An 18,199-nucleotide genomic window follows, 5' to 3' on the forward strand; every position below is an offset into this window, starting at 1 on the left:
GGCCCGCGTGCGCCCCGGCCTGGAGCCGGGCGCACAGCGGCCGGCGGCGACCCGCGAGTGAGCGCGGGCCGCCGCCGGCGAGCCGTACGGCCGGTGCGTCAGTCCTTGATCTCGCAGACGTTGCCGAACGCCGGGTTGAGCAGGCCGATCACGTTGATCGTGTTGCCGCAGACGTTGGCGTTGATGTCGATCGGGATCTGGATGACGTTGCCGGAGAGAACGCCGGGGCTGTCGGTGGCGATACCGACGGGGCCCGAGTCGGCGCTCGCCGTACCGGCGAAGGCCAGCAGGGCGGCGCAGGCCAGGCCGGCCGCGGCGGTCACACGTGTGCGCATGGAAAAGCTCCTGTCAGTCGCAGGGACACGTGACTCCACCGTCACCCGGTGTAGCGCCGTGCGACATCCCTGGGGGTCCGAACGGGGTGCACGGGCCTTTCCCGTCCTCTCCGGATGCACGCGGCGCTCCGGCGGGGAATGGTGATAGCGGACCCTTTTCAGCACCGGGGCCATCAGCGATCCGGACCCTAGGAGCAGAGACATGTCGACCTCACAGCCCTCCGCGAGCCAGTCCCCCGAGGACCGTTGCACCCCGGACCGTCTGCTCCACACCCGCACCGGCACGGACGTGTCGGCGGAGGACCTCGTCCTCGCCTCGGGCAAGGACATCACCCCGCACAACATCGCGTGGGCCGAGCGCAAGCTGGCGCAGGAGGGGCCGGCGGCCATGGAGAAGCTGCTGCCTTAGCACCCGCGCGCACTTACGAGGCCACCGACCCGGAGTGTCCGGGTCGGTGGCCTCGTCACGAGACGGCTCGCGGGCCGGGCAGAGGATCCGAGGAGGTCCGCGGCGCCGGCGGCCCGCCCGTACCGCTGCGGACCGCGCGCGAGCACCGCCGCCGGCGGCTCACACCCTGCCGTCGTCCTCCGGGAGGAGGGTGTCGTCCTCCACGACGTGCATGGCGGCCTCCTCCGCACCGGCCGCGCCGCCGTCGATGCCGAGGTCGGTCGCGACGGCGTCCTTCTCGGTGTCCTCGTGGGCGCCCTCGTCCGGGGCGACGAGGCGCCCGGCACGGGCGGTGCCCGCCTCGGGGTCCACCGGTTCGCCGTCGCTGTCGGGGCTGTCGCCCACGCCGTCGCCCACCGGCTCGGCGGACACGTCCGGGACCTCCTGGGACAGCCGCTCGTCGAGCGTCTCGCCCTCGTGCTGCTCGGCCGCGGTGACGCCGTGCTTGGTGACGCCCAGCGGCTTCTCGGGCGGGGAGTAGCCCTCCTCGACCATGTCGTCGTAGGTGCGCTCGTCGAGGGCGTCCTGCATGTCCAGCGGCGACGCGTCCTCCTGCTCCTCGTTCGTCCCGGTGGGCTGGTACGCGTCGTCCGCCATCTGTTCGGAGTCCATCCGTTCCGTGCCCATCACTTGCCTCCCTGTCGCGCCCCGCGCGACGTGTCCGATCGTTTCTGCCCGTTCCGCGTTTCCCGTTCCGCGGGCTCTAACCTCGGCGGACGCCCGCCGCCCGGCGGGTCACCCGGATGCCGCGCGGCTCGGCGCGGGCGGCGGCGCACCGGCGACGGGGGCGAGAGTGGGTGCGCCACGAGCGTCAGCGATCGCCGACGGTCAGCGACGGCGACGGGTCAGCGGTCGCGGACGGGTCAGCGGTCGCGGACGGTCACCGGTCGCCCTCGCGCCCCGGGGCGGGCGCGATGCGGACGTCCAGGTCCGAGACGCGGTGCACCGGCCAGTCGCGGGCGTAGCGGGGCGCGGCGCCGCCGGCCGGGGCGATGTGGGCGACCGGCACGCGTGCGGCGGTGTCCAGGACGCCCGCGACCGTCATGTTCTCGTTGTTGCCGGACGTCGCGCCCGAGGAGCAGCCGGTGTAGTAGCCGATGGGGATGGCCTCGTGGCCGGTGAGCAGGCACGGCGGCCGGACACCGAGGCGGTGCAGGGCACCGCCGGTGCGGTCCCAGTCGACGCGGTTGGCGGTGTTGCGGGTGACGGCGCCGTGCACCACGGCGAGCTGCACCGCCAGGTGCCCGGCCAGGCCGAGGACGACCAGGGTGGCGGCGACCGGGCGCCAGGTCCTGCGCGGTGTCCTGACCAGGTACCACAGGCCGTCCGCGACGGGGATCGCGAGCAGGGCGTAGGCGGGCTGCAGGAAGCGGGGCGCTGCGTAGCCGATCATGAACAGGTACGGCAGGGCCGCCGTGGCCGCGCAGGCCAGCGGGACCAGGGTCCGCTCCAGGCGCCGGGCCCGGCCCGCGACGACCAGGCCGAGACCGGCCAGCACCGGCAGCACGAACCACCACGCGAAGACCACCGGCTCGGGCATCGGCCCGGTGCAGGGCCGGCACAGGGCCCGGCCGCCCAGGCTGCGCAGCTGGTCGTCGACGGCGATCTGCCAGCCCAGCCCGCCCTGGATGCGGGAGGCCTCCGCCAGCCGCTGCCCCAGCCCGCCGAATGCGGCGTACGCCTCGATCACCCACGGGACCGCGCCCGCCGCCAGCCCCGCGGCGAGCGGGACGAGCAGGCGCCGGTGGCGGACCAGGGCGAGGACCAGCAGCGGGACACTCGCCCAGACCGCGTCGGTGGGGCGCATCCAGGCCATGAGCGCGGTTCCGGCGGCGATGCCCCACAGCGCGCGGGGCGAGCGGCCCGCCCGGGCCCGCAGGAAGCAGCCCGCGGCGGTCAGGGCGCCGATGGCGACCCAGTAGTTGGGCATGGCCTGCGGCCCGTAGAAGAGGGTCACCCACAGGGAGGCGAAGAGGGCACCCGCGGTCACCAGGACACGCGTCGGGAACAGGCCCCGCCAGCAGCGCAGGGCGAGGTAGAGGGCGAGGCCGGACAGCAGGGCCAGGTAGACGCGCAGCAGCGGGACGGACGACGACCAGGACGCGACGGGGGCGACCAGCAGGGACACGCCGCGGGAGCGGGGCGCGCTGAAGAAGGCGGCGGGGTGGTGCGCGGTGACCTGGCTGACGTAGACGATCTCGTCCCAGCCGAGGCCCAGCACCGGGCGTACCAGTGCGAGCTGGGCGAGGGTGAAGACCGCGGCGAGCAGGGCGAGCGGCCGGTCCGGGCGCCTTCTGCGGCGGGCGCCGGAGGATGTCGCGTGGTCGCGTCGCCGCCTGCGGACGAGGAGGGCGTTCGCGCCGTCGGTCATCGTCCACCCCTTCCCCCGCACAGCGTCGGGCCGCCGCAGCCTCCCACCCGCCGGGGGCCGAAAGCCGAATGATCACCAATACGGCCAAACTAACCCGCACGACGGGGCGACGAGGGATGGAATACGGCCGATCGTCTGACCGGCCGGGTCCGTCAGCGGGCGTTCGGGGCGCGGTGCGGGGGCTGGCTCGGTGCCGGGCGGCGGGCGAGCGCGGGGATGGTCCGCTCGACGGGGCCGTCCTCGCTCACCGTCAGCTCGGTGCCGTGGTGGTGGATCGTCAACGGCCCGCCGGAGTGCAGGGTGTACGTGGCCCGGTCCCTGGTGAGCTCCACGCGCAGGCACCGGCCCAGGAACTGGAGCCGGAAGGCGAGCCGGCTGTACCCCTCGGGCAGGCGCGGAGCGAACCGCAGGGTGCCGTCGGTGCAGCGCATGCCGCCGAACCCGGCCACCAGGGCGAGCCAGGTGCCGGCCAGGGAGGCGATGTGCAGTCCGTCGCGGGTGTTGTGCTCCAGGTCGCCGAGGTCCATCAGCGCGGCCTCGGTGGTGTAGGCGCGGGCCAGCTCCAGGTGCCCGGTGCGGGCGGCCATGACGGCCTGGACGCAGGCCGACAGCGAGGAGTCCCGCACGGTCAGCGGCTCGTAGTAGGCGAAGTTGCGGGCCATCTGCTCCTCGTCGGAGAACTCCGCGAAGAAGCTGTCGCAGGTGTACATGGCGAGCACGAGGTCGGCCTGCTTGACGACCTGCTTGCGGTACAGGTCGAAGTAGGGGAAGTGCAGCATGAGCGGGTACTGGTCCGGCCGCGTGCCGGCGAAGTCCCAGCGCTGGTAGCGGGTGAAACCGGCGTGCTGCTCGTGCACGCGCAGTTCCTCGTTGTACGGGACGTGCACGGCCTCGGCGGCGTCCCGCCAGGCCGCCCGCTCCTCCTCGTCGGCGCCGAGCCCCTGCGCCCGGTCCGGGTGGCGTTTGCAGGCGTCGGCGGCGGCCAGCAGGTTCGCCCGGGCCATGAGGTTGGTGTACGTGTTGTCGTCGGCGATGGCGCTGTACTCGTCGGGCCCGGTCACGCCGTCGATGTGGAAGACGCCCCGGTCGTCGTGGTGGCCGAGGGAGAGCCACAGGCGGGCCGTCTCCACGAGCAGTTCGACGCCGACCTCGCGCTCGAAGGTCTCGTCGCCGGTGGCCGCCACGTAGCGGACGACGGCGTCCGCGATGTCGGCGCCGACGTGGAAGGCGGCCGTGCCCGCGGGCCAGTACGCCGAGCCCTCGGAGCCCTCGATGGTGCGCCAGGGGAACGCCGCCCCGCGCAGGCCGAGTTGGGCCGCTCGCTCCCGGGCGGCGGGCAGCGTGTCCAGGCGCCAGCGCAGCGCCTCGGCGGCGGCCCGGGGCGCGGTGTACGTCAGCAGCGGCAGCACGAACGCCTCGGTGTCCCAGAAGGCGTGTCCGTCGTAGCCGGAGCCGGTGAGGCCCTTGGCGGGGATGGCCCGCTGCTCGGCGCGGGCACCGGCCTGCAGGACGTGGAAGAGGGCGAAGCGGACGGCCTGCTGGATCTCCTCGTCGCCGTCCACCTCGACGTCGGCCCGGGACCAGAAGTCGTCCAGGCAGGCCCGCTGGTCCGCCAGCAGTCCCTGCCAGCCGCTGTGCGCGGCCGCCGCCAGGGCCGCCTCCACCTGGTCGCTCATCGCGGGCCTGGAGCGGGCGCCCGACCAGCCGTGGGCGACCAGCTTCTCCACGCGCAGCCGCTGGCCCGGCTCCAGCACGGAGGTGACGGTCAGCCGGGCCACGTCCACGTTGGACTCGCTGCTGGTGGTGGTGCGTTCGGGGCCGGTGACGGTGTGGTCCGCCGCCACGGCCACCCGCAGGCCGCTGCGGCGGGTGCGGTGCACCAGGCGCAGCCGGTTCCCGGCGGCGAGATCCTCCTCGGCCTCCAGGGGCGACTTCAGGGCCTTGGCGGCGCGCGGGTCGCCGTCGGGCTCGGGCAGGCTCTCGTTGGCGACCAGCTCCGACTGGACGACCACCCGGATGCGGCCGTCCACGGGCTCGACCTCGTAGGCGATGGCGGCGATCGCCCGCTGGGTGAGCGAGACCAGCCGGGTGGAGCGCACCCGGACGGTGGAACCGGCCGGGGAGGTCCACTCGCAGACCCGTTCCAGCACGCCCCGCCGCAGGTCGAGGGTCCGCTCGTGCGTGACGAGCCGCCCGTGGCGCAGGTCGAACGGCTCGTCGTCGACCAGGAGGCGCAGCACCTTGCCGTCGGTGACGTTGATGGCGGTCTGGCCGGACTCCGGGTAGCCGTAGCCGGCCTCGGCGTACGGCAGGGGGTGCAGTTCGTGGACGCCGTTGAGGTAGGAACCCGGCAGACCGTGCGGCTCGCCCTCGTCGAGGTTGCCGCGCCACCCTATGTGCCCGTTGGACAGGGCGAACACGGACTCGCTCTGGGCCAGCAGGCCGAGGTCCAGTTCCGTCTCGCGCACGGCCCAGGGTGCGACGCCGTAGGCCCGCTGGGTGATCACTGCTCGCCTCCCAGTTCCCCGAGGTCCTGGACCACGATGTCGGCGCCGTGGGCATACAGGGCGTCCGCCTGCCCGACCCGGTCGACGCCGACGACGTAGCCGAATCGGCCCGCGCGGCCGGCGTCCATGCCGGCCAGGGCGTCCTCGAAGACGGCCGCCCCGGACGGTTCGACGCCGAGGTCCCGGGCGGCGGCCAGGAACGTGTCGGGGTGCGGTTTGCCGGGCAGGCCGCGCTCGGCGGCGACCACGCCGTCGATGCGCACGTCGAAGTAGTGCTCGGCGCCGATCGAGCGCAGCACGTCGCGGCAGTTGGCGCTGGAGGAGACGATCGCGGTGCGCAGGCCCGCCGCGCGGACCGCGTCCAGGTAGCGCAGGGTGCCCTCGTACGCCTCGACGCCGTCGGTGCGGATCTTCTCCAGGACGAGGTCGTTCTTGCGGTTGCCGAGGCCGTGCACCGTCAGGGCGCCGGGCGGGTCGTCGGGCTCGCCGTCGGGCAGCTCGATGCCGCGTGAGGCGAGGAAGGTGCGCACGCCGTCGGCGCGCGGCCGGCCGTCCACGTACTCGTCGTAGTCGCCCGCCTCGAACGGCCGGAAGTCCTCGCCGTCGCGTGCGCGCAGGAAGGCGTCGAACATCTCCTTCCAGGCGGCCGCGTGCACGACGGCCGTCCGGGTGACGACTCCGTCCAGGTCGAAGAGGCAGGCGTGGATGTGTCCGGGGAGACCGAGCAGCGTCATAAGCAACCCGTTCCCCGCCGCGGGCCGGTCCAGTGGGTGGCGCACGCCACACGGTGGCCTCGCGCGGGCGGCCGGCCCCGCGGGGTCACGGGCCCGGGTGACACACTTTCCCGCGTGGCGCTCACCTTCGACGACCTGGTCCACCGTGCCCGAGCCCTCCCCCGGGACGGCCGGCGCGCGATCCTCGGCATCGCGGGCAGCCCCGGGGCCGGCAAGTCGACGCTCGCCGAGTGCCTGGTGCGGGAGCTGAACGGGACGGGCGAGCCCTGGGTGGCGCACGTCCCCATGGACGGCTTCCACCTCGCGGACGCCGAACTGGAGCGGCTGGGTCTGCGCGAGCGCAAGGGCGCTCCCGAGACGTTCGACGCCGCCGGGTACGCGGCGCTGCTGCGGCGGCTGCGCGACGACGACCCGGCGGAGACGGTGTACGCCCCCGGCTTCGAGCGCGGTCTCGAGCAGCCGCTGGCGGGGGCCATCCCGGTTCCTCCCCCTGCCCGGCTGATCGTGACCGAGGGCAACTACCTCCTGCTGGAGTCCGGGGCCTGGGCGCGCGCCCGCCTCCTGCTGGACGAGGTGTGGTTCTGCGCGCTGCCCGAGCGGGAGCGCCTGCGCCGTCTGATCGCCCGGCACGAGGAGTTCGGCAAGAGCCACGCGGAGGCCGTTGCCTGGGTGCACCGCTCGGACCAGCGCAACGCCGAGCTGGTCGCCACGACCCGGGACCGGGCGGACCTGCTGGTGCCGGAGGCGGCCCTGCCGGGGGCGGACGGCTGAACCCCGCGCGCGACCGGGACCGGGCCGGGGCCCGCGTCAGGCGGGGCGAACGCGTTGAGTCCGTCGGCCCGTTGCGGCAGGATCGACCCCATGATCAGGCCCGCGACCGTCGACGACGTCCCCGAGATCCGGACGATGATCCGCGAACTCGCCACCTACGAGAAGGCCGCGGAGCAGGTCCGGTCCAGCGAGGAGCAGCTGCGCGCCGCGCTCTTCGGGGAGTCCCCTGCCGCCTTCGCGCTGATCGCCGAGGACGACGACTCGGGCGAAACGGTGGGGTACGCCGTGTGGTTCCCGCGCTTCTCCACCTGGACGGGCAGGCGGGGCATGCACCTGGAGGACCTGTACGTGCGGCCCGGGGCCCGGGGCGCGGGCCACGGCAGGGCGCTGCTCGCGTATCTCGCCGCGCTCTGCCGCAGCCGCGGCTACGACCGGTTCGAGTGGTGGGTCCTGGACTGGAACGAGCCGGCGATCGGCTTCTACCGGTCGATCGGCGCCCAGGTGATGGACGAGTGGAAGGTCTGCCGCCTCAGCGGTGACTCCCTCGCCCGGCTCGCGGCGCAGGCACCCGGCGGCGTCTGAGGGGCCGTCCGCGCGGGGCGTGCCCCGGTGGCCTCGGCCCGGCCTCCGGAGCAGAGCCGGCACGCAGGCGGTCCCGTCGTGCCGTCGGACCTGCCCCCGTCGCCCTCGGCGGAGGGCGGCGGCCGGACCGGCGGCGATCGAACCCCTGTCGGTGGAACTCGTGCGCCGTTGACGCCGTGGGCCGCGGTGGCGGGGGCACAGTGGGTCCATGAGCGACCGCGCGACCGCACCCGCCGTGCCCCGGCCGGTGCCCCTCCCGCCCCCGGCCGGTCCCGGACGGTGGCCGCGCGGCCGGTGGCCGGTCGTGCTCCTGGTGGCCGTGCTGCTGGCGCAGATGGCCTTCGCGATGGTCACGACGGCCGTCCGGCAGACCCCGACGATCGACGAGCCGGTGTACGTGGCCGCGGCCGCCGAGTACGTGCACGAGCACCGGCTGCGGCTCAACCCCGAGCATCCCCCGCTCGGCAAGCTGGTCATCGGCGTCGGCGTCGCCCTCGCCGGCCCGCATCCCGGCGCCTCCTCGACCGGGGACCAGGGGGAGTCCGGGCGGCGCCTGCTGTACGAGTCGGGCAACGACCCGTGGCGCCTGATGCTGTGGGCGCGCCTTCCGGTGATCGCACTGACCCTGGCTTTCGGGCTCGTGGTGTTCGCCTTCGCCCGGGACCTGGCCGGCACGGCCGCCGGATCGGCCGCGCTCGCCCTGTACTCCTTCTCCCCCGACGTCGTCGCGCACGGCGCGCTGGCCACGCTCGACGTGCCCGCGGCCGGCTTCCTGCTGACGTCGGCGTGGCTCATGTGGCGGGCCCGGCGGAGGCCGGCCGTGTACGTGCCCCTGGCCGGGGTGGCGCTGGGCGCGGCGCTCGCGACGAAGATGAGCACGCTGCCCGCGGCGCCGGTGCTTGCGGTCCTGGCCGCGCTGTCGGTGTGGCGGGCCCGCCCCGGGCCGCGGCGCGCCCTGCGCGCGGTCGGCGGTGCGGCGGTCGTGGCGCTCGTCGCGACCGCCGCCGTCTGGGCGGCGTACCTGGCCGTCGACCCGGGGCTGCGCTGGTCCCCCGCCCAGCACGTGCCCGTGGTGCACGGACTGCGCGGGCTGCTGGTGGAGCTGCTGCCGTTCCCGGAGGCCTACCGGGACGGCATGCGCGTCCAGTTCGGGCTGGAGAACCGGCCCTGGCAGGGGTTCCTGTTCGGCCGGCTCTACGACGGCTCGCTCTGGTACTACCTGCCGGCCGCGCTGCTGGTGAAGACGCCGCTGGGGACGCTGGTGCTGTGGGCGGCGGGTGCCGCGGCCGTGGTGGCGCTGCGGCGGTCGCGTCCGGCCGCGCCGTACGTGCTGACCGTGCCCTCGGTGTCGCTGGCGGCGGCCATGTGCGGTGCGCGTGACTTCGGCACTCGCTACGCCGTGTTCCTGCCGCTGTTCCTCGCGGTCGCGGCCGGGTGCGTGCTGCTGGTGCGGCGCCGGTGGACGGCCGTCGCGGTGGCGCTGCTGGTGGGGTGGACGGCCGTCAGCTCGGTGCGGGCGTACCCCTTCTATCTGCCGTACTCCAACGAGGCGTTCGGGGGGCCCGGCCGGACACGGGAGTGGCTGCACGACTCGAACGTGGACTGGGGGCAGGACCTCGGGCGGCTCGCCGTCCGGCTGCGGGAGCGGTATCCCGGTGAACGGGTGTGGCTGGTGTACAAGGGCAGCGGCGTACCGGCGTACTACGGCATCCAGGCGGCGGATCCGCTGGGGGTGCCGCCCGAGCGGGTGCGGGGCCTGCTCGTGGTGTCGGACTCCGCGGCGGCCAAAGCCACGGGGCGGCTGGCCGAACTGCTCGGCGGCAGCCGCCCCGTGGACGACGTCGGGCACTCCCTCACGATCTACCGTCGTTGACGGATGCCGCGCAGTGCTTCAGTGGGCCGCACGGAAGAATCCGTCGGCGCTCACGTGGGGCATCACCCTGCTGGCCACCCGGTAGCGGCCGTTGGGGATGTCGGGGCACCGCGCCACGTGGACCGTCAGGGGTCCGGCCCATGCGTAGCCGCGGCGTTCCGCGTGCCGGGACAGGCTGTCGGTGAGGGCTTGGCCCACCTCGGTGCCGCTGCGGGCGAGGTGCTCGTGCACCTCGTCGGGCAGTTCCACGTCGTAGGCGTTGGGGACCATCACCCGCCCCTCCCCGCACACCACGGCGTTGTCGTCGCACTCGCGCCGCAGGGCGTCCACGACCTCGACGGGTTCCTTGTCGAGGACGCGTGCCCACAGGGCCTGCCATCGGTTCTCGAGGGTCTCCTCCAGCGCGCTCAGGGCGCCCATGCGTGTCTCACCTGCCGGGAACGTCGTCGGTGCGCCCGCGCGGGGCCTGGCTCACTTCTCGTCGAAGTCGTCGGGGCGTACGTCGGCCTCCTCCAGTGCCTCGCGCAGGGTGCGGCCGGTGGCGCCCTGGTCCTTGGCGCGGTCGTCGTCGTGCTGCTGAAGGACCTCGTCGGTGGTGTGGGTCTTGGGCCGGCTTTCCTCGGGGGTGCTCATGTCGGTGACTCCTCTCGGGATCTTCTGCGGCGGCGGGTTCCCGCCCCGGCCTCGGGTATCCCTGTCGGCTGCGGCTCATGTGCACCCGCGAAGAAGCCCTGGTCACCACGGTGGGTGAGCTATGTTGAACTCCGTGGGGAACGAAGGAGGCGTACCGGTGCCATCGCCGCAGCAGGCACGCGCACAGGCATCCGCCATCACCTCGGGCAAGGCCGCCCCGGAGACGGAGGTCTCCCCGTCCTCACGGCTGCGCACGCTCTTCGACCGGCCCCGGCTGTCGCCGGGCCAGCGGCGGATCGCCCAGTACCTGATCGAGAACATCACCGAGGCGGCGTTCCTGTCGATCACCGACCTCGCGGACCGGGTCGGGGTGAGCCAGCCGTCGGTCACGCGGTTCGCCTCGGCGGTCGGCTTCAGCGGCTATCCGGCGCTGCGCGAGAAGCTGCAGTCCATCGCGCTCGGCACCCTGGCGGGCGGCCCGGCGGAGGAGAACCGGGGCAACGAACTGCAGGCGGCGGTCGACGCGGAGATCGAGAACCTGGAGAACCTGCGGCGTGACTTCGCCGACCCGGCGCTGGTCATCGACGTCGGCCGCAAACTGTCCTCGTCCACCCCGCTCACGGTCCTCGGGCTGCGCATCTCCGGCTCGCTCGCCGAGTACTTCGCCTATGCCGCGCGCCGCATCCACCCCGACGTACGGCTCGTCACCCGCGGCGGCAGCACCGCCTACGACGCCCTGCTGCAGTCGCGTGAGGCGGGCGGCACCTGGGTCCTGGCCTTCTCGATGCCGCGGCACGCCCAGGAGACCCTGACGGCGGTCCGGGTGGCGCGCGGCGCCGGGCTCAAGGTGGCTCTGATCACCGACCTGGCGCTCGGGCCGCTGGCGGACGAGGCCGACGTCGCCTTCGCCCTCGGCACCGGCTCGCGCCTGGTGTTCGACTCCTACGCCGCCCCGGGCGTGATGTGCTCGGCGCTGCTGCAGGCCATGACGGACGCCGACCCGGAGCGCACCCAGGCCCGCCTGGAGGAGTACGAGCAGGTCGCCGACCAGCACCAGTTCTTCCTCAAGGACTGACCCGGCGCCGAGGCCCCCGCGTCGCGCGGGCGGGCCTGAGTGCGGACCCGCATGCGGAGCGTCCGCAACAAAGCACGCATGAATGTTTTCATGCTTCTTGCAAACCGGAAGGCATATATAAATACTGCTCACGGATCGCGACCCGGCCTTGTCCGGTTCCGTTCCGCACCCGAGGAGCCGGGTCCTACCCACTCCGGCTCCCCGGGTGTCCGTGGGCGGCCCCGGTCATCCCCTGGGCCAGGGGCCGCCCCGAACCGTCGTCCACCCTCACGACGCCGCACACCCGGAAGCGATGATCATGTCCCTGACGTCCACGCGCATCAGCCCGGACTGGCCCTGCCAGGTCAAGACCCCCGGGAGTTTCGACTGGGAGCGCTCGGCGGCCAAGTGGCTGCGCGAACTCGTACCGGCCCGCTACGCCGGCTACCCCGTGTTCGTCCGCCACCCCGTCCTCCTGGCGCGGCACGCCCAGATCCAGGTCCAGCACGAGATCCGGGTCGCCCGCACCGCCCTGCAGACCGCCCGCGCCGACCTGCCGGGCTTGGGCCTGCACGAAGGCGTCATCGAGCACACGATCAAGCTGTACGCGGCCGAGGTCATGCAGTTGCAGCACATCGCCCGCAGCGTCCGCGCGGTCACCCGGGCGCTCACCGAGTCCGGCCGCCACTGATCCGGGGCGCATGACCCGCTCGCCGCGTGGCACCCGGGTGAGGATGAGCACCACCCGAGACCGCCGGGCCGAACCGGTGACCACGGTGCTGACCTGGCAGGTGCGCCCCGGCCGGGAGCAGCAGTTCGAGGAGTGGACGCACGGGATCACCCGGTGCGCCCGGCGCTTCCCCGGCAACGAGGGCGTCTCCTGGCTGTCACCGGAGGACGGGCACCGCTACCACGCCGTGCTGCGCTGGTCGGACCGGCACCGGCTCGCCGCCTGGCTGGAGTCGGAGGAGCGCGAGCACTGGCACCGGCGGATCCACGACATCGCCGTCGAGGTCAGCAGCGAACGCCAGTCCACCACCGGCATGGAGACCTGGTTCAGCCTGCCGGGCACCACCGTCCAGGCCCCGCCCCGCTGGAAGATGGTCCTCACCACCTTCTTGGGCGCCTACCCCTTCGTCCTGCTGATCCAGTGGCTCGTGACACCCGCGACGGCCGGCTGGCCGCTGCCGCTGCGAGCCGTCGTCTTCCCCCTGGTCCTGCTGCCCTTGCTGACCTACCTGGTGATGCCCCGGCTCAGCCGGCTGCTGCGCCAGTGGCTCTACCCGCGCGACGGGCGCTGACGCATCCGCCGAGCCCTCGCCGCCACCCCCCGGGGGCGCATGTGAAGAGGGTGCGTCACCTGCCCACAAGGCGCTCTACCGATCCGCCCCGGTGTGCAATGCTCGACGCGTGACGAGCGAGCCCGCGACACCGGCACAGCCCGGTGCCGCACCGGACCTGGTCGAACTGGCCAAGATCGCCGCCCGGCAGCGGGCCGAGCTGGACCGGCTGCGCGACCAGGCGGCCGTCTCGGCTGTCGTCGAGCGGGCCAAGGGCGCGGTGATGGCGCTGACCGGATGTACCGCGAACGCGGCGAGCGAACAACTGCGCCGCCGGGCCAAGGACGCACGCCGCACCCTGCTGGAGGAGTGCTGGATCACGCTCGGCGCGCTCGGCCCTGCGGCGCTCCCGGCGACCGACCCGGACACCTCCGGCGGCGGCACGGCCGGTCCCCGTGTCATCGGCACGGAGCGGACCGCCGTGCCCGACGACGTGAGCGCCGCTCTGGCCCGCCTCGGCCAAACCCTCGTTCGGGTGACGACGCCCCAGGATCTCGCCCGGTGCCTGCTGGAGCACCTCGCCCCGGACATGGCGGCGGACGCGGTGCTGATCTACCGCCACCGGGCCGACGGCGGTCTGCGGCTGATCGGGCACGCCGGTGTCGAAGACCGGCTGGCCGCCCAGTGGCGCCAGGTGCCGCCATTGAGCGGGGTGGCCGCGCTGGACGCCCTGCGCGCGGGCGAACCGCGCTGGCTGGAGGACTTCGACACCGACGCCAAGCGCTACCTGCTCATAGGCGACCCGCCCGAGCGGTGGCGCTCGCGCGCCTGGCTGCCGCTGCCCGGCGAGGGCCCGGCCGAGGTCTGCCTCGGGGTGCTGCGCGCCCGGGCCGGCGAGTTCACCGCACAGGACCGCGCCCACCTGCACGGCGTCGCCGGCTTGTGCGCCGGGCGGCTGCGGGCCCTCGACACCCCGCCGGAGCGCTCCGCCGACGCCGGCGCGGACGCGGTGCAGGCCCTGTTCGAGGCGCTGCCGCTGTCGGCGATGCTGCTGACGCCGCTGCGGACCGCCTCGGGCGACGTCGAGGACTTCCGGATCGAGGCCGCGACCGCCCGGGCCGGCGATCTGCTGGGCCGCAACGGCGAGGCGGCGGCCGGCCGGCGGCTGCTGGAACTGCGCCCGGCGATCCCGGCCGAACCGCCGTGGCAGGGCTGCCTCCAGGTCCTGGAAACCGGGCAGGAGTACGAGAGCGAGCCCTTCGCGCACGAAGAGGTCGTGGCGGGCATCGCGGCCCTGTTCATCTACACGGTCCGGGTCGCCCCGCTCGGCGACAGCCTGGTCGTCTCCTGGATCCGGCACGGCTCCTCGGACCGGCAGGAGCAACGGCTGGCCGACCTGCAGCGGCTGGGCAACCTCGGCTGGGCGAACTGGAGCCTGCACACCCCGGAGGTCTCCTGGTCCACCCAGGTGTTCGCGCTGCTCGACCGGGACCCGGCCGACGGGCCGGTGCCGCTGACCGGCGTGCCGGAACTGGCCCTGCCGGAGGACACCCCCACGCTGACCCGCGCCGTCGCCGGCCTCGTCCACCACGGCAAGCCCGTCGACGTGCCGTTCCGCATCCGGACGGGCAACGGCATCCGCCACCTCCGCCTCACGGCCGAGGCGGTGTGCGACCGGCACGGCACGCCCGTCGAGGTGCACGGCTTCGTGCAGGACACCACGGCCCGCAGGCGGGCGGAACTGGCCCTGGTCGAGAGCGAGCGGGCCATCCTCACCCAGCACGACGTGCTGCGGGCCGAGCGGACCCTGGCCTCCCGGCTCCAGCACGCCCTGCTGCCGATGGCCAACCGGCCCGTGCACCTGGCCGGGCTGCGCGTCGAGGTCGCCTACCTGCCCGCCCAGTCGGGCGTGCACGTCGGGGGTGACTGGTTCAGTGCGATCGAACTGCCCGACGGGGACGCGCTGCTGGTGGTCGGCGACGTCGCCGGGCACGGGGTCGACGCCGTCGCCACGATGGCCCAACTGCGCTTCACCGCCAAGGGCATGGTCATCACGGGTTCCTCCCTGACCGGAGCGCTGGCCCGGTTGAACACGCTGCTGCTGCACTCGCACGACACCTACGCCACCGCCACGATGGTCCTGGCCCGCTACAGCCCCCGCGACCGCCGGCTGGTCTGGGCGCAGGCCGGGCATCCCCCGCCCCTGCTGCTGCGGGACGGCGAGCCGCAGTACCTGGACCGCCCGCGCGGCATGCTCATCGGGGCGTCCCCCACCGCGGTGTACGAGGAGGCGGAGTGCCGTCTCGAACCGGGCGACCGGCTCATCCTGTTCACCGACGGACTGGTCGAGCACCCGCCGGAGAGCATCGACCGGGGACTGGAACGGCTCGGCGAGGCCGTGGCAGCGCCGCACACCGACCGGCCCGGATCGCTGGGACCCCTGCTCGCTCGGATGCTGCCGGACGAGCGCAGGGACGACGTGTGCGTGGTGGACGTCCGGGTGCCGGACGTGCGGGGCCGGCCGGTCGGGGCGCAGGCAGCCGTACAGGCGGGTCGGGCGCCCGGGTAGGTCGGGCGCGCGGGCGGGAGGGGTGCGTGCCGACGTGATCCGGCTGCGGCGTGCGTGATCCTAGAGCGGGTCAGGAGTCGCCGCGGTGGCGCCAGTACCACCACAGGCCGACGAGCAGGGCCAGCAGGAACAGGACGGGCAGCACCAGGCCGGGGATGCGGGAGCCGTTCATGGGCGTGGCCTTCGGTTCGCGGCGGACTACGGCGGCGGGGCGGCGCCGAGTCGTCCGTGGCGGGCCGGTGCGGCAGGTGCTGGTGCTCGTGGAGTCGCCCCGGGCCAGGGTGACGCACCGCGGCGCTGCCGCACCGCCGCTTTGACCTTCCGTTGCCGGGAGTTCGATACGCGGCACGTGCGCGCGGTCGACGACGCGGGTCCGATCCGGCCGGCGGACCGGCCCGGCACCCTGCCCTCGGCCGGCCTCGGCGCGTGGCCGCGGGCGTCAGCTCGTGACGGGTGCCGTGCGGGACTCCAGGGCGGCCCGGGTGTCGTCGCCGTAGACGCCGGTCTCGTCGCCGCTGACGCCGTACCAGAGCTGGAAGCGGGCCACGGCCGCGGTCAGGACCGGGTCGTAGCGGCCGCTGGTGGAGCCGTCGCGGTAGACGTCCGGGATGCGCAGCAGGCGCTGCTGTAGGTCGGTCACCGCGGGGCCAGTGGCTCCCTCGCGGAGCGTCCCGGCGCCGTCGGGGTCGGGGACGGGTGGGGTGGGTGCGGGGGCGGATCCGGACGTGGGGGCCGTCGCGGGGGCGGAGGCGGGCGGCCGGGGGGCGGGGGCCGCGGCGGGGTCGCCGTGCTCCCGGTGCACCAGCGTCGCCCCGGCGAAGCCGATCGCCGCCGCGGCGAGGACGGCCGCGGCGACGGCGGTGCGCCGCCGCCCGCCCGCACCGCCGGAGGCGTCGGCACGGTGGGCGGAGGTGGGCCTGCGGGCCGTGCCGGCGACGGGGGGCCCGCTCCGGCGGGGTCCCCCGTCGCCGCCGACCGGCGGGAGTTCCCGCGTGCTGTCCTGCGAACCGGGCGGTGGTCCGGGCAGGGCGACGGACTCGTAGGCGGGCTCCCGGCCCGTCTCCCCCCGGAACTCGCGCATCAGTTCCGCCAGGGCGTCGGTGCGCCGGGGCCGCAGGACGCGGATGGGTTCCAGGACCGGGCCGTCGTGCGGCGGCCGGGGCTCGGACGGTACCGGCACTCCGCTCTCCTTCCGTCCGGGCCCGGGGCGGGGGCCGCCGGGGCCGTGGATCGTCCTGCCGCTGGATACGCGGCCACCGCGCCGGTTGTTCAGGACTCCCCGCGTCGGGACCTCCTGCGAAGTCCGCGCCGGGCGCGTCAGCGTGCGAAGACCGCCGTCGCCACGGGCACTGCCAGCAGCAGGCTGAGTCCGACCAGGCGCAGCCGGTCCAGCCACAGGACGGCGGCGTACTCGCGCAGGGTCGCGGCCAGCCAGTAGGCGGGGGAGGTCGGCGCGCCCACGACGTGCACGGGCACACCGGCACGGCGGGCCAGCAGGGTCGTGCGGTAGACGTGGAAGCCGCTGGTGACCACCGTGGCACGGGGGCCGGGGGTGGTGCCGTCGACGAGGGCCGCGCTGAAGCGGAGGTTCTGCCCGGTGTTGACGGAGCGGTCCTCCCGTACGATCCGGTCCGCGGGCACTCCGCGTCCGCGCAGGTAGTCGGCCATCGCGTCCGCCTCGGAGCGGACCTCGTCGTCGCCCTGGCCGCCCGAGACGACGAACACCGCACGGGGCGTGTCCGGTGTGCGGGCCGCGTCGATCGCGAGGGCGCGCTCCAGCCTGCGGGTCAGCAGCGGCCCTGGCCGGTCGCCGTCGAGCCCGGCACCCAGGACGACGACATGGGTGGTTCCCGGCGGAGCGGTGGCGCGCCCCCGGACGAGCACGTATCCGGCGAAGACGAGGAAGAGCAGACTCAGGTGACCCGCGGCCGCGTTGACCGCGATCACGAAGGCACCGAACGTCTCGCCGCCGACCGCGTGGAAGACCGCGTCGAGGCCGAGCACCGCCAGCACCGCGCAGCCGGCGGCCGCGGTCGCCAGCAGGGCCGCCTGCGGTCCGTAGCGCCGGACCAGGAGGACGCCGTCGGCCAGGAGCAGCAGGCCCAGCGCGAGCGCCAGGAGCAGGGCGGCGACCGCGAGGACGGTGGCGGCGGCCGGGAAGTCCGCCGCGCTGCGGACGGCCAGGCCGAGCCCGGCGGAGGTCACCGCCAGGCAGAACAGGACGGCGGTGGAGAACCGGTGCGGTGCCAGCAGGGCGTTGACCACGCCGCCCGCGGCGAACAGGGCCGCGGCGAGGTACTCCGGGTACTCCGGCATGTGCCGCACCGCTCCGCTCTTCCGCCCGCCGCCCGCAGTCCGCGGGTCCCCGACCCGGTACGGACATCTGCCTGCCATCCTCCCAGACCTGTGGTGGTGCGCCGCACCCGGGCGGGCGGTGATGCGCTCGGCGGAACCGGCAGACCGTGCCGGCCGTGCCGCCGGGCGGCCGCGCGGGAGCCGCGAGGCGCACCGCGACGGGTGCCGGCCGACGCGGTCGGCACCCGTCGCGGCTCCGCGGGGATCAGCAGGAGTTGACCCAGCGGTGCGAGGAGATGTTGTCGTTCATCGCCTGACCGCCGCCGGCCCCGTTGTTCGGGAAGTAGTCGTACCGCATGTCCATCAGGTAGTGCCCGTTGGCCAGGCAGTAGGAAGCGCCCCCGTACCCGGCGTCCCAGTACAGCCGCACGTCGTCGTAGGCCCCCGCGTAGCCTTGGTTGTCCACCGACGACGCCTGGTTGCGCATGTTGCGGTCCGACCAGTTGGAGCTGTCGCCGAACCAGGCGGCTTGGCGGCCGCCCTTCCACGAGTGCTCCCACGCGTAGAGGTTGCCGTCGGCCGCCACGGCCCTCTCCGACGCGGGGGCGGTCTCCGCGGTGCCCGCCGCGTGGGCGGTGGTCGGTGCCACGAGCGCGGCGGCGAACACCGCCGCCGTGAGCAGGGACTTGCCCCGGTTCATCAGCATGTGCTTTCTCCTTGTGGGTTCGTCACTCTTGTTGTCCTCGA

General features: G+C 74.5%; 18 protein-coding genes. 8 read left to right on the plus strand and 10 right to left on the minus strand.

All coding sequences use genetic code 11. The features are described 5' to 3' along the window. Window positions 1-98 precede the first annotated feature (98 nt). Window positions 99-335, minus strand: a complete 237-nt coding sequence (locus ACFYWG_RS03245) for a chaplin (RefSeq protein WP_376330155.1) — start codon at window positions 333-335, stop codon at window positions 99-101. Window positions 336-537: 202 nt separating this feature from the next. Between ACFYWG_RS03245 and ACFYWG_RS03250 the strand changes: the two genes are divergently transcribed. Continuing rightward, window positions 538-744, plus strand: a complete 207-nt coding sequence (locus ACFYWG_RS03250) for a hypothetical protein (RefSeq protein ID WP_385414111.1) — start codon at window positions 538-540, stop codon at window positions 742-744. A 159-nt stretch (window positions 745-903) separates the two neighbouring features. On the opposite strand, the gene ACFYWG_RS03255 is transcribed toward ACFYWG_RS03250, so the two are convergent. From ACFYWG_RS03255 to ACFYWG_RS03270, 4 genes are all read right to left on the minus strand, one after another. Beyond that, window positions 904-1,395, minus strand: coding sequence for a DUF5709 domain-containing protein (locus ACFYWG_RS03255; protein ID WP_383510417.1), 492 nt, complete (start codon window positions 1,393-1,395; stop codon window positions 904-906). 268 nt (window positions 1,396-1,663) lie between these two features. Next, window positions 1,664-3,154 carry a hypothetical protein gene (locus ACFYWG_RS03260; protein WP_389198948.1) on the minus strand — a complete coding sequence of 497 codons (1,491 nt, stop codon included), beginning with the start codon at window positions 3,152-3,154 and terminating at the stop codon, window positions 1,664-1,666. Window positions 3,155-3,306: 152 nt separating this feature from the next. Next, window positions 3,307-5,661, minus strand: a complete 2,355-nt coding sequence (locus ACFYWG_RS03265) for a glycoside hydrolase family 65 protein (RefSeq protein ID WP_389198950.1) — start codon at window positions 5,659-5,661, stop codon at window positions 3,307-3,309. Then, a complete protein-coding gene (locus ACFYWG_RS03270; RefSeq protein ID WP_389198952.1) occupies window positions 5,658-6,395 on the minus strand; it encodes an HAD family hydrolase in 738 nt (245 codons plus the stop codon). Before ACFYWG_RS03270 ends, ACFYWG_RS03265 begins: the two co-directional genes overlap by 4 nt. 114 nt (window positions 6,396-6,509) lie before the next feature. Between ACFYWG_RS03270 and ACFYWG_RS03275 the strand changes: the two genes are divergently transcribed. From ACFYWG_RS03275 to ACFYWG_RS03285, 3 genes are all read left to right on the plus strand, one after another. Continuing rightward, window positions 6,510-7,166 (plus strand): nucleoside/nucleotide kinase family protein, encoded by a 657-nt coding sequence (locus ACFYWG_RS03275; RefSeq protein WP_389198954.1) that lies wholly within the window; start codon window positions 6,510-6,512, stop codon window positions 7,164-7,166. Window positions 7,167-7,256: 90 nt separating this feature from the next. After that, window positions 7,257-7,748, plus strand: coding sequence for a GNAT family N-acetyltransferase (locus tag ACFYWG_RS03280; RefSeq protein WP_383510404.1), 492 nt, complete (start codon window positions 7,257-7,259; stop codon window positions 7,746-7,748). Between the two features lie 208 nt (window positions 7,749-7,956). Further along, a complete protein-coding gene (locus ACFYWG_RS03285) occupies window positions 7,957-9,621 on the plus strand; it encodes an ArnT family glycosyltransferase (protein WP_389198957.1) in 1,665 nt (554 codons plus the stop codon). Window positions 9,622-9,639: 18 nt separating this feature from the next. Here ACFYWG_RS03285 and ACFYWG_RS03290 read toward each other — a convergent pair whose 3' ends face one another. Further along, window positions 9,640-10,041, minus strand: coding sequence for a DUF3662 domain-containing protein (locus ACFYWG_RS03290; protein WP_383510408.1), 402 nt, complete (start codon window positions 10,039-10,041; stop codon window positions 9,640-9,642). 51 nt (window positions 10,042-10,092) lie between these two features. Continuing rightward, on the minus strand, window positions 10,093-10,254 hold the full coding sequence (locus tag ACFYWG_RS03295) for a hypothetical protein (protein ID WP_376330139.1): 162 nt from the start codon (window positions 10,252-10,254) through the stop codon (window positions 10,093-10,095). Window positions 10,255-10,411: 157 nt separating this feature from the next. On the opposite strand from ACFYWG_RS03295, the gene ACFYWG_RS03300 reads away from it, so the two are divergent. The 4 genes from ACFYWG_RS03300 to ACFYWG_RS03315 all read left to right on the plus strand — a co-directional run bounded on the left by ACFYWG_RS03300 (window position 10,412) and on the right by ACFYWG_RS03315 (window position 15,157). Continuing rightward, a complete protein-coding gene (locus tag ACFYWG_RS03300; protein WP_376330137.1) occupies window positions 10,412-11,329 on the plus strand; it encodes a MurR/RpiR family transcriptional regulator in 918 nt (305 codons plus the stop codon). A gap of 292 nt (window positions 11,330-11,621) precedes the next feature. Then, window positions 11,622-11,999, plus strand: a complete 378-nt coding sequence (locus tag ACFYWG_RS03305) for a hypothetical protein (protein ID WP_376330135.1) — start codon at window positions 11,622-11,624, stop codon at window positions 11,997-11,999. 43 nt (window positions 12,000-12,042) lie between these two features. Then, window positions 12,043-12,609 carry an antibiotic biosynthesis monooxygenase gene (locus tag ACFYWG_RS03310; RefSeq protein ID WP_376330133.1) on the plus strand — a complete coding sequence of 189 codons (567 nt, stop codon included), beginning with the start codon at window positions 12,043-12,045 and terminating at the stop codon, window positions 12,607-12,609. A 109-nt stretch (window positions 12,610-12,718) separates the two neighbouring features. Then, the gene (locus ACFYWG_RS03315) at window positions 12,719-15,157 is read left to right on the plus strand and encodes a SpoIIE family protein phosphatase (RefSeq protein ID WP_389198961.1); all 2,439 of its coding nucleotides are present in this window, start codon (window positions 12,719-12,721) and stop codon (window positions 15,155-15,157) included. Between the two features lie 439 nt (window positions 15,158-15,596). On the opposite strand, the gene ACFYWG_RS03320 is transcribed toward ACFYWG_RS03315, so the two are convergent. The 3 genes from ACFYWG_RS03320 to ACFYWG_RS03330 form a co-directional block, all read right to left on the minus strand. Next, window positions 15,597-16,337 (minus strand): peptidoglycan-binding protein, encoded by a 741-nt coding sequence (locus tag ACFYWG_RS03320; protein WP_389198963.1) that lies wholly within the window; start codon window positions 16,335-16,337, stop codon window positions 15,597-15,599. Between the two features lie 137 nt (window positions 16,338-16,474). Continuing rightward, a complete protein-coding gene (locus ACFYWG_RS03325; RefSeq protein WP_389198965.1) occupies window positions 16,475-17,473 on the minus strand; it encodes a YdcF family protein in 999 nt (332 codons plus the stop codon). A 244-nt stretch (window positions 17,474-17,717) separates the two neighbouring features. Beyond that, complete coding sequence (locus tag ACFYWG_RS03330) at window positions 17,718-18,158, minus strand: hypothetical protein (protein ID WP_383511308.1); 441 nt, start codon at window positions 18,156-18,158, stop codon at window positions 17,718-17,720. Between the last annotated feature and the right edge of the window lie 41 nt (window positions 18,159-18,199).

The organism is Streptomyces sp. NPDC003456 (genome assembly GCF_042878735.1).
Taxonomy (GTDB): Bacteria; Actinomycetota; Actinomycetes; order Streptomycetales; family Streptomycetaceae; genus Streptomyces.

Coding starts and splice junctions, on each gene's coding strand:
- ACFYWG_RS03305 (WP_376330135.1), top strand. CDS start 11,622: ATGATCATGTCCCTGACGTCCACGCGCATCAGCCCGGACTGGCCCTGC.
- ACFYWG_RS03270 (WP_389198952.1), bottom strand. CDS start 6,395: ATGACGCTGCTCGGTCTCCCCGGACACATCCACGCCTGCCTCTTCGAC.
- ACFYWG_RS03280 (WP_383510404.1), top strand. CDS start 7,257: ATGATCAGGCCCGCGACCGTCGACGACGTCCCCGAGATCCGGACGATG.
- ACFYWG_RS03325 (WP_389198965.1), bottom strand. CDS start 17,473: ATGCCGGAGTACCCGGAGTACCTCGCCGCGGCCCTGTTCGCCGCGGGC.
- ACFYWG_RS03330 (WP_383511308.1), bottom strand. CDS start 18,158: ATGCTGATGAACCGGGGCAAGTCCCTGCTCACGGCGGCGGTGTTCGCC.
- ACFYWG_RS03250 (WP_385414111.1), top strand. CDS start 538: ATGTCGACCTCACAGCCCTCCGCGAGCCAGTCCCCCGAGGACCGTTGC.
- ACFYWG_RS03255 (WP_383510417.1), bottom strand. CDS start 1,395: ATGGACTCCGAACAGATGGCGGACGACGCGTACCAGCCCACCGGGACG.
- ACFYWG_RS03290 (WP_383510408.1), bottom strand. CDS start 10,041: ATGGGCGCCCTGAGCGCGCTGGAGGAGACCCTCGAGAACCGATGGCAG.
- ACFYWG_RS03310 (WP_376330133.1), top strand. CDS start 12,043: ATGAGCACCACCCGAGACCGCCGGGCCGAACCGGTGACCACGGTGCTG.
- ACFYWG_RS03245 (WP_376330155.1), bottom strand. CDS start 335: ATGCGCACACGTGTGACCGCCGCGGCCGGCCTGGCCTGCGCCGCCCTG.
- ACFYWG_RS03285 (WP_389198957.1), top strand. CDS start 7,957: ATGAGCGACCGCGCGACCGCACCCGCCGTGCCCCGGCCGGTGCCCCTC.
- ACFYWG_RS03295 (WP_376330139.1), bottom strand. CDS start 10,254: ATGAGCACCCCCGAGGAAAGCCGGCCCAAGACCCACACCACCGACGAG.
- ACFYWG_RS03260 (WP_389198948.1), bottom strand. CDS start 3,154: ATGACCGACGGCGCGAACGCCCTCCTCGTCCGCAGGCGGCGACGCGAC.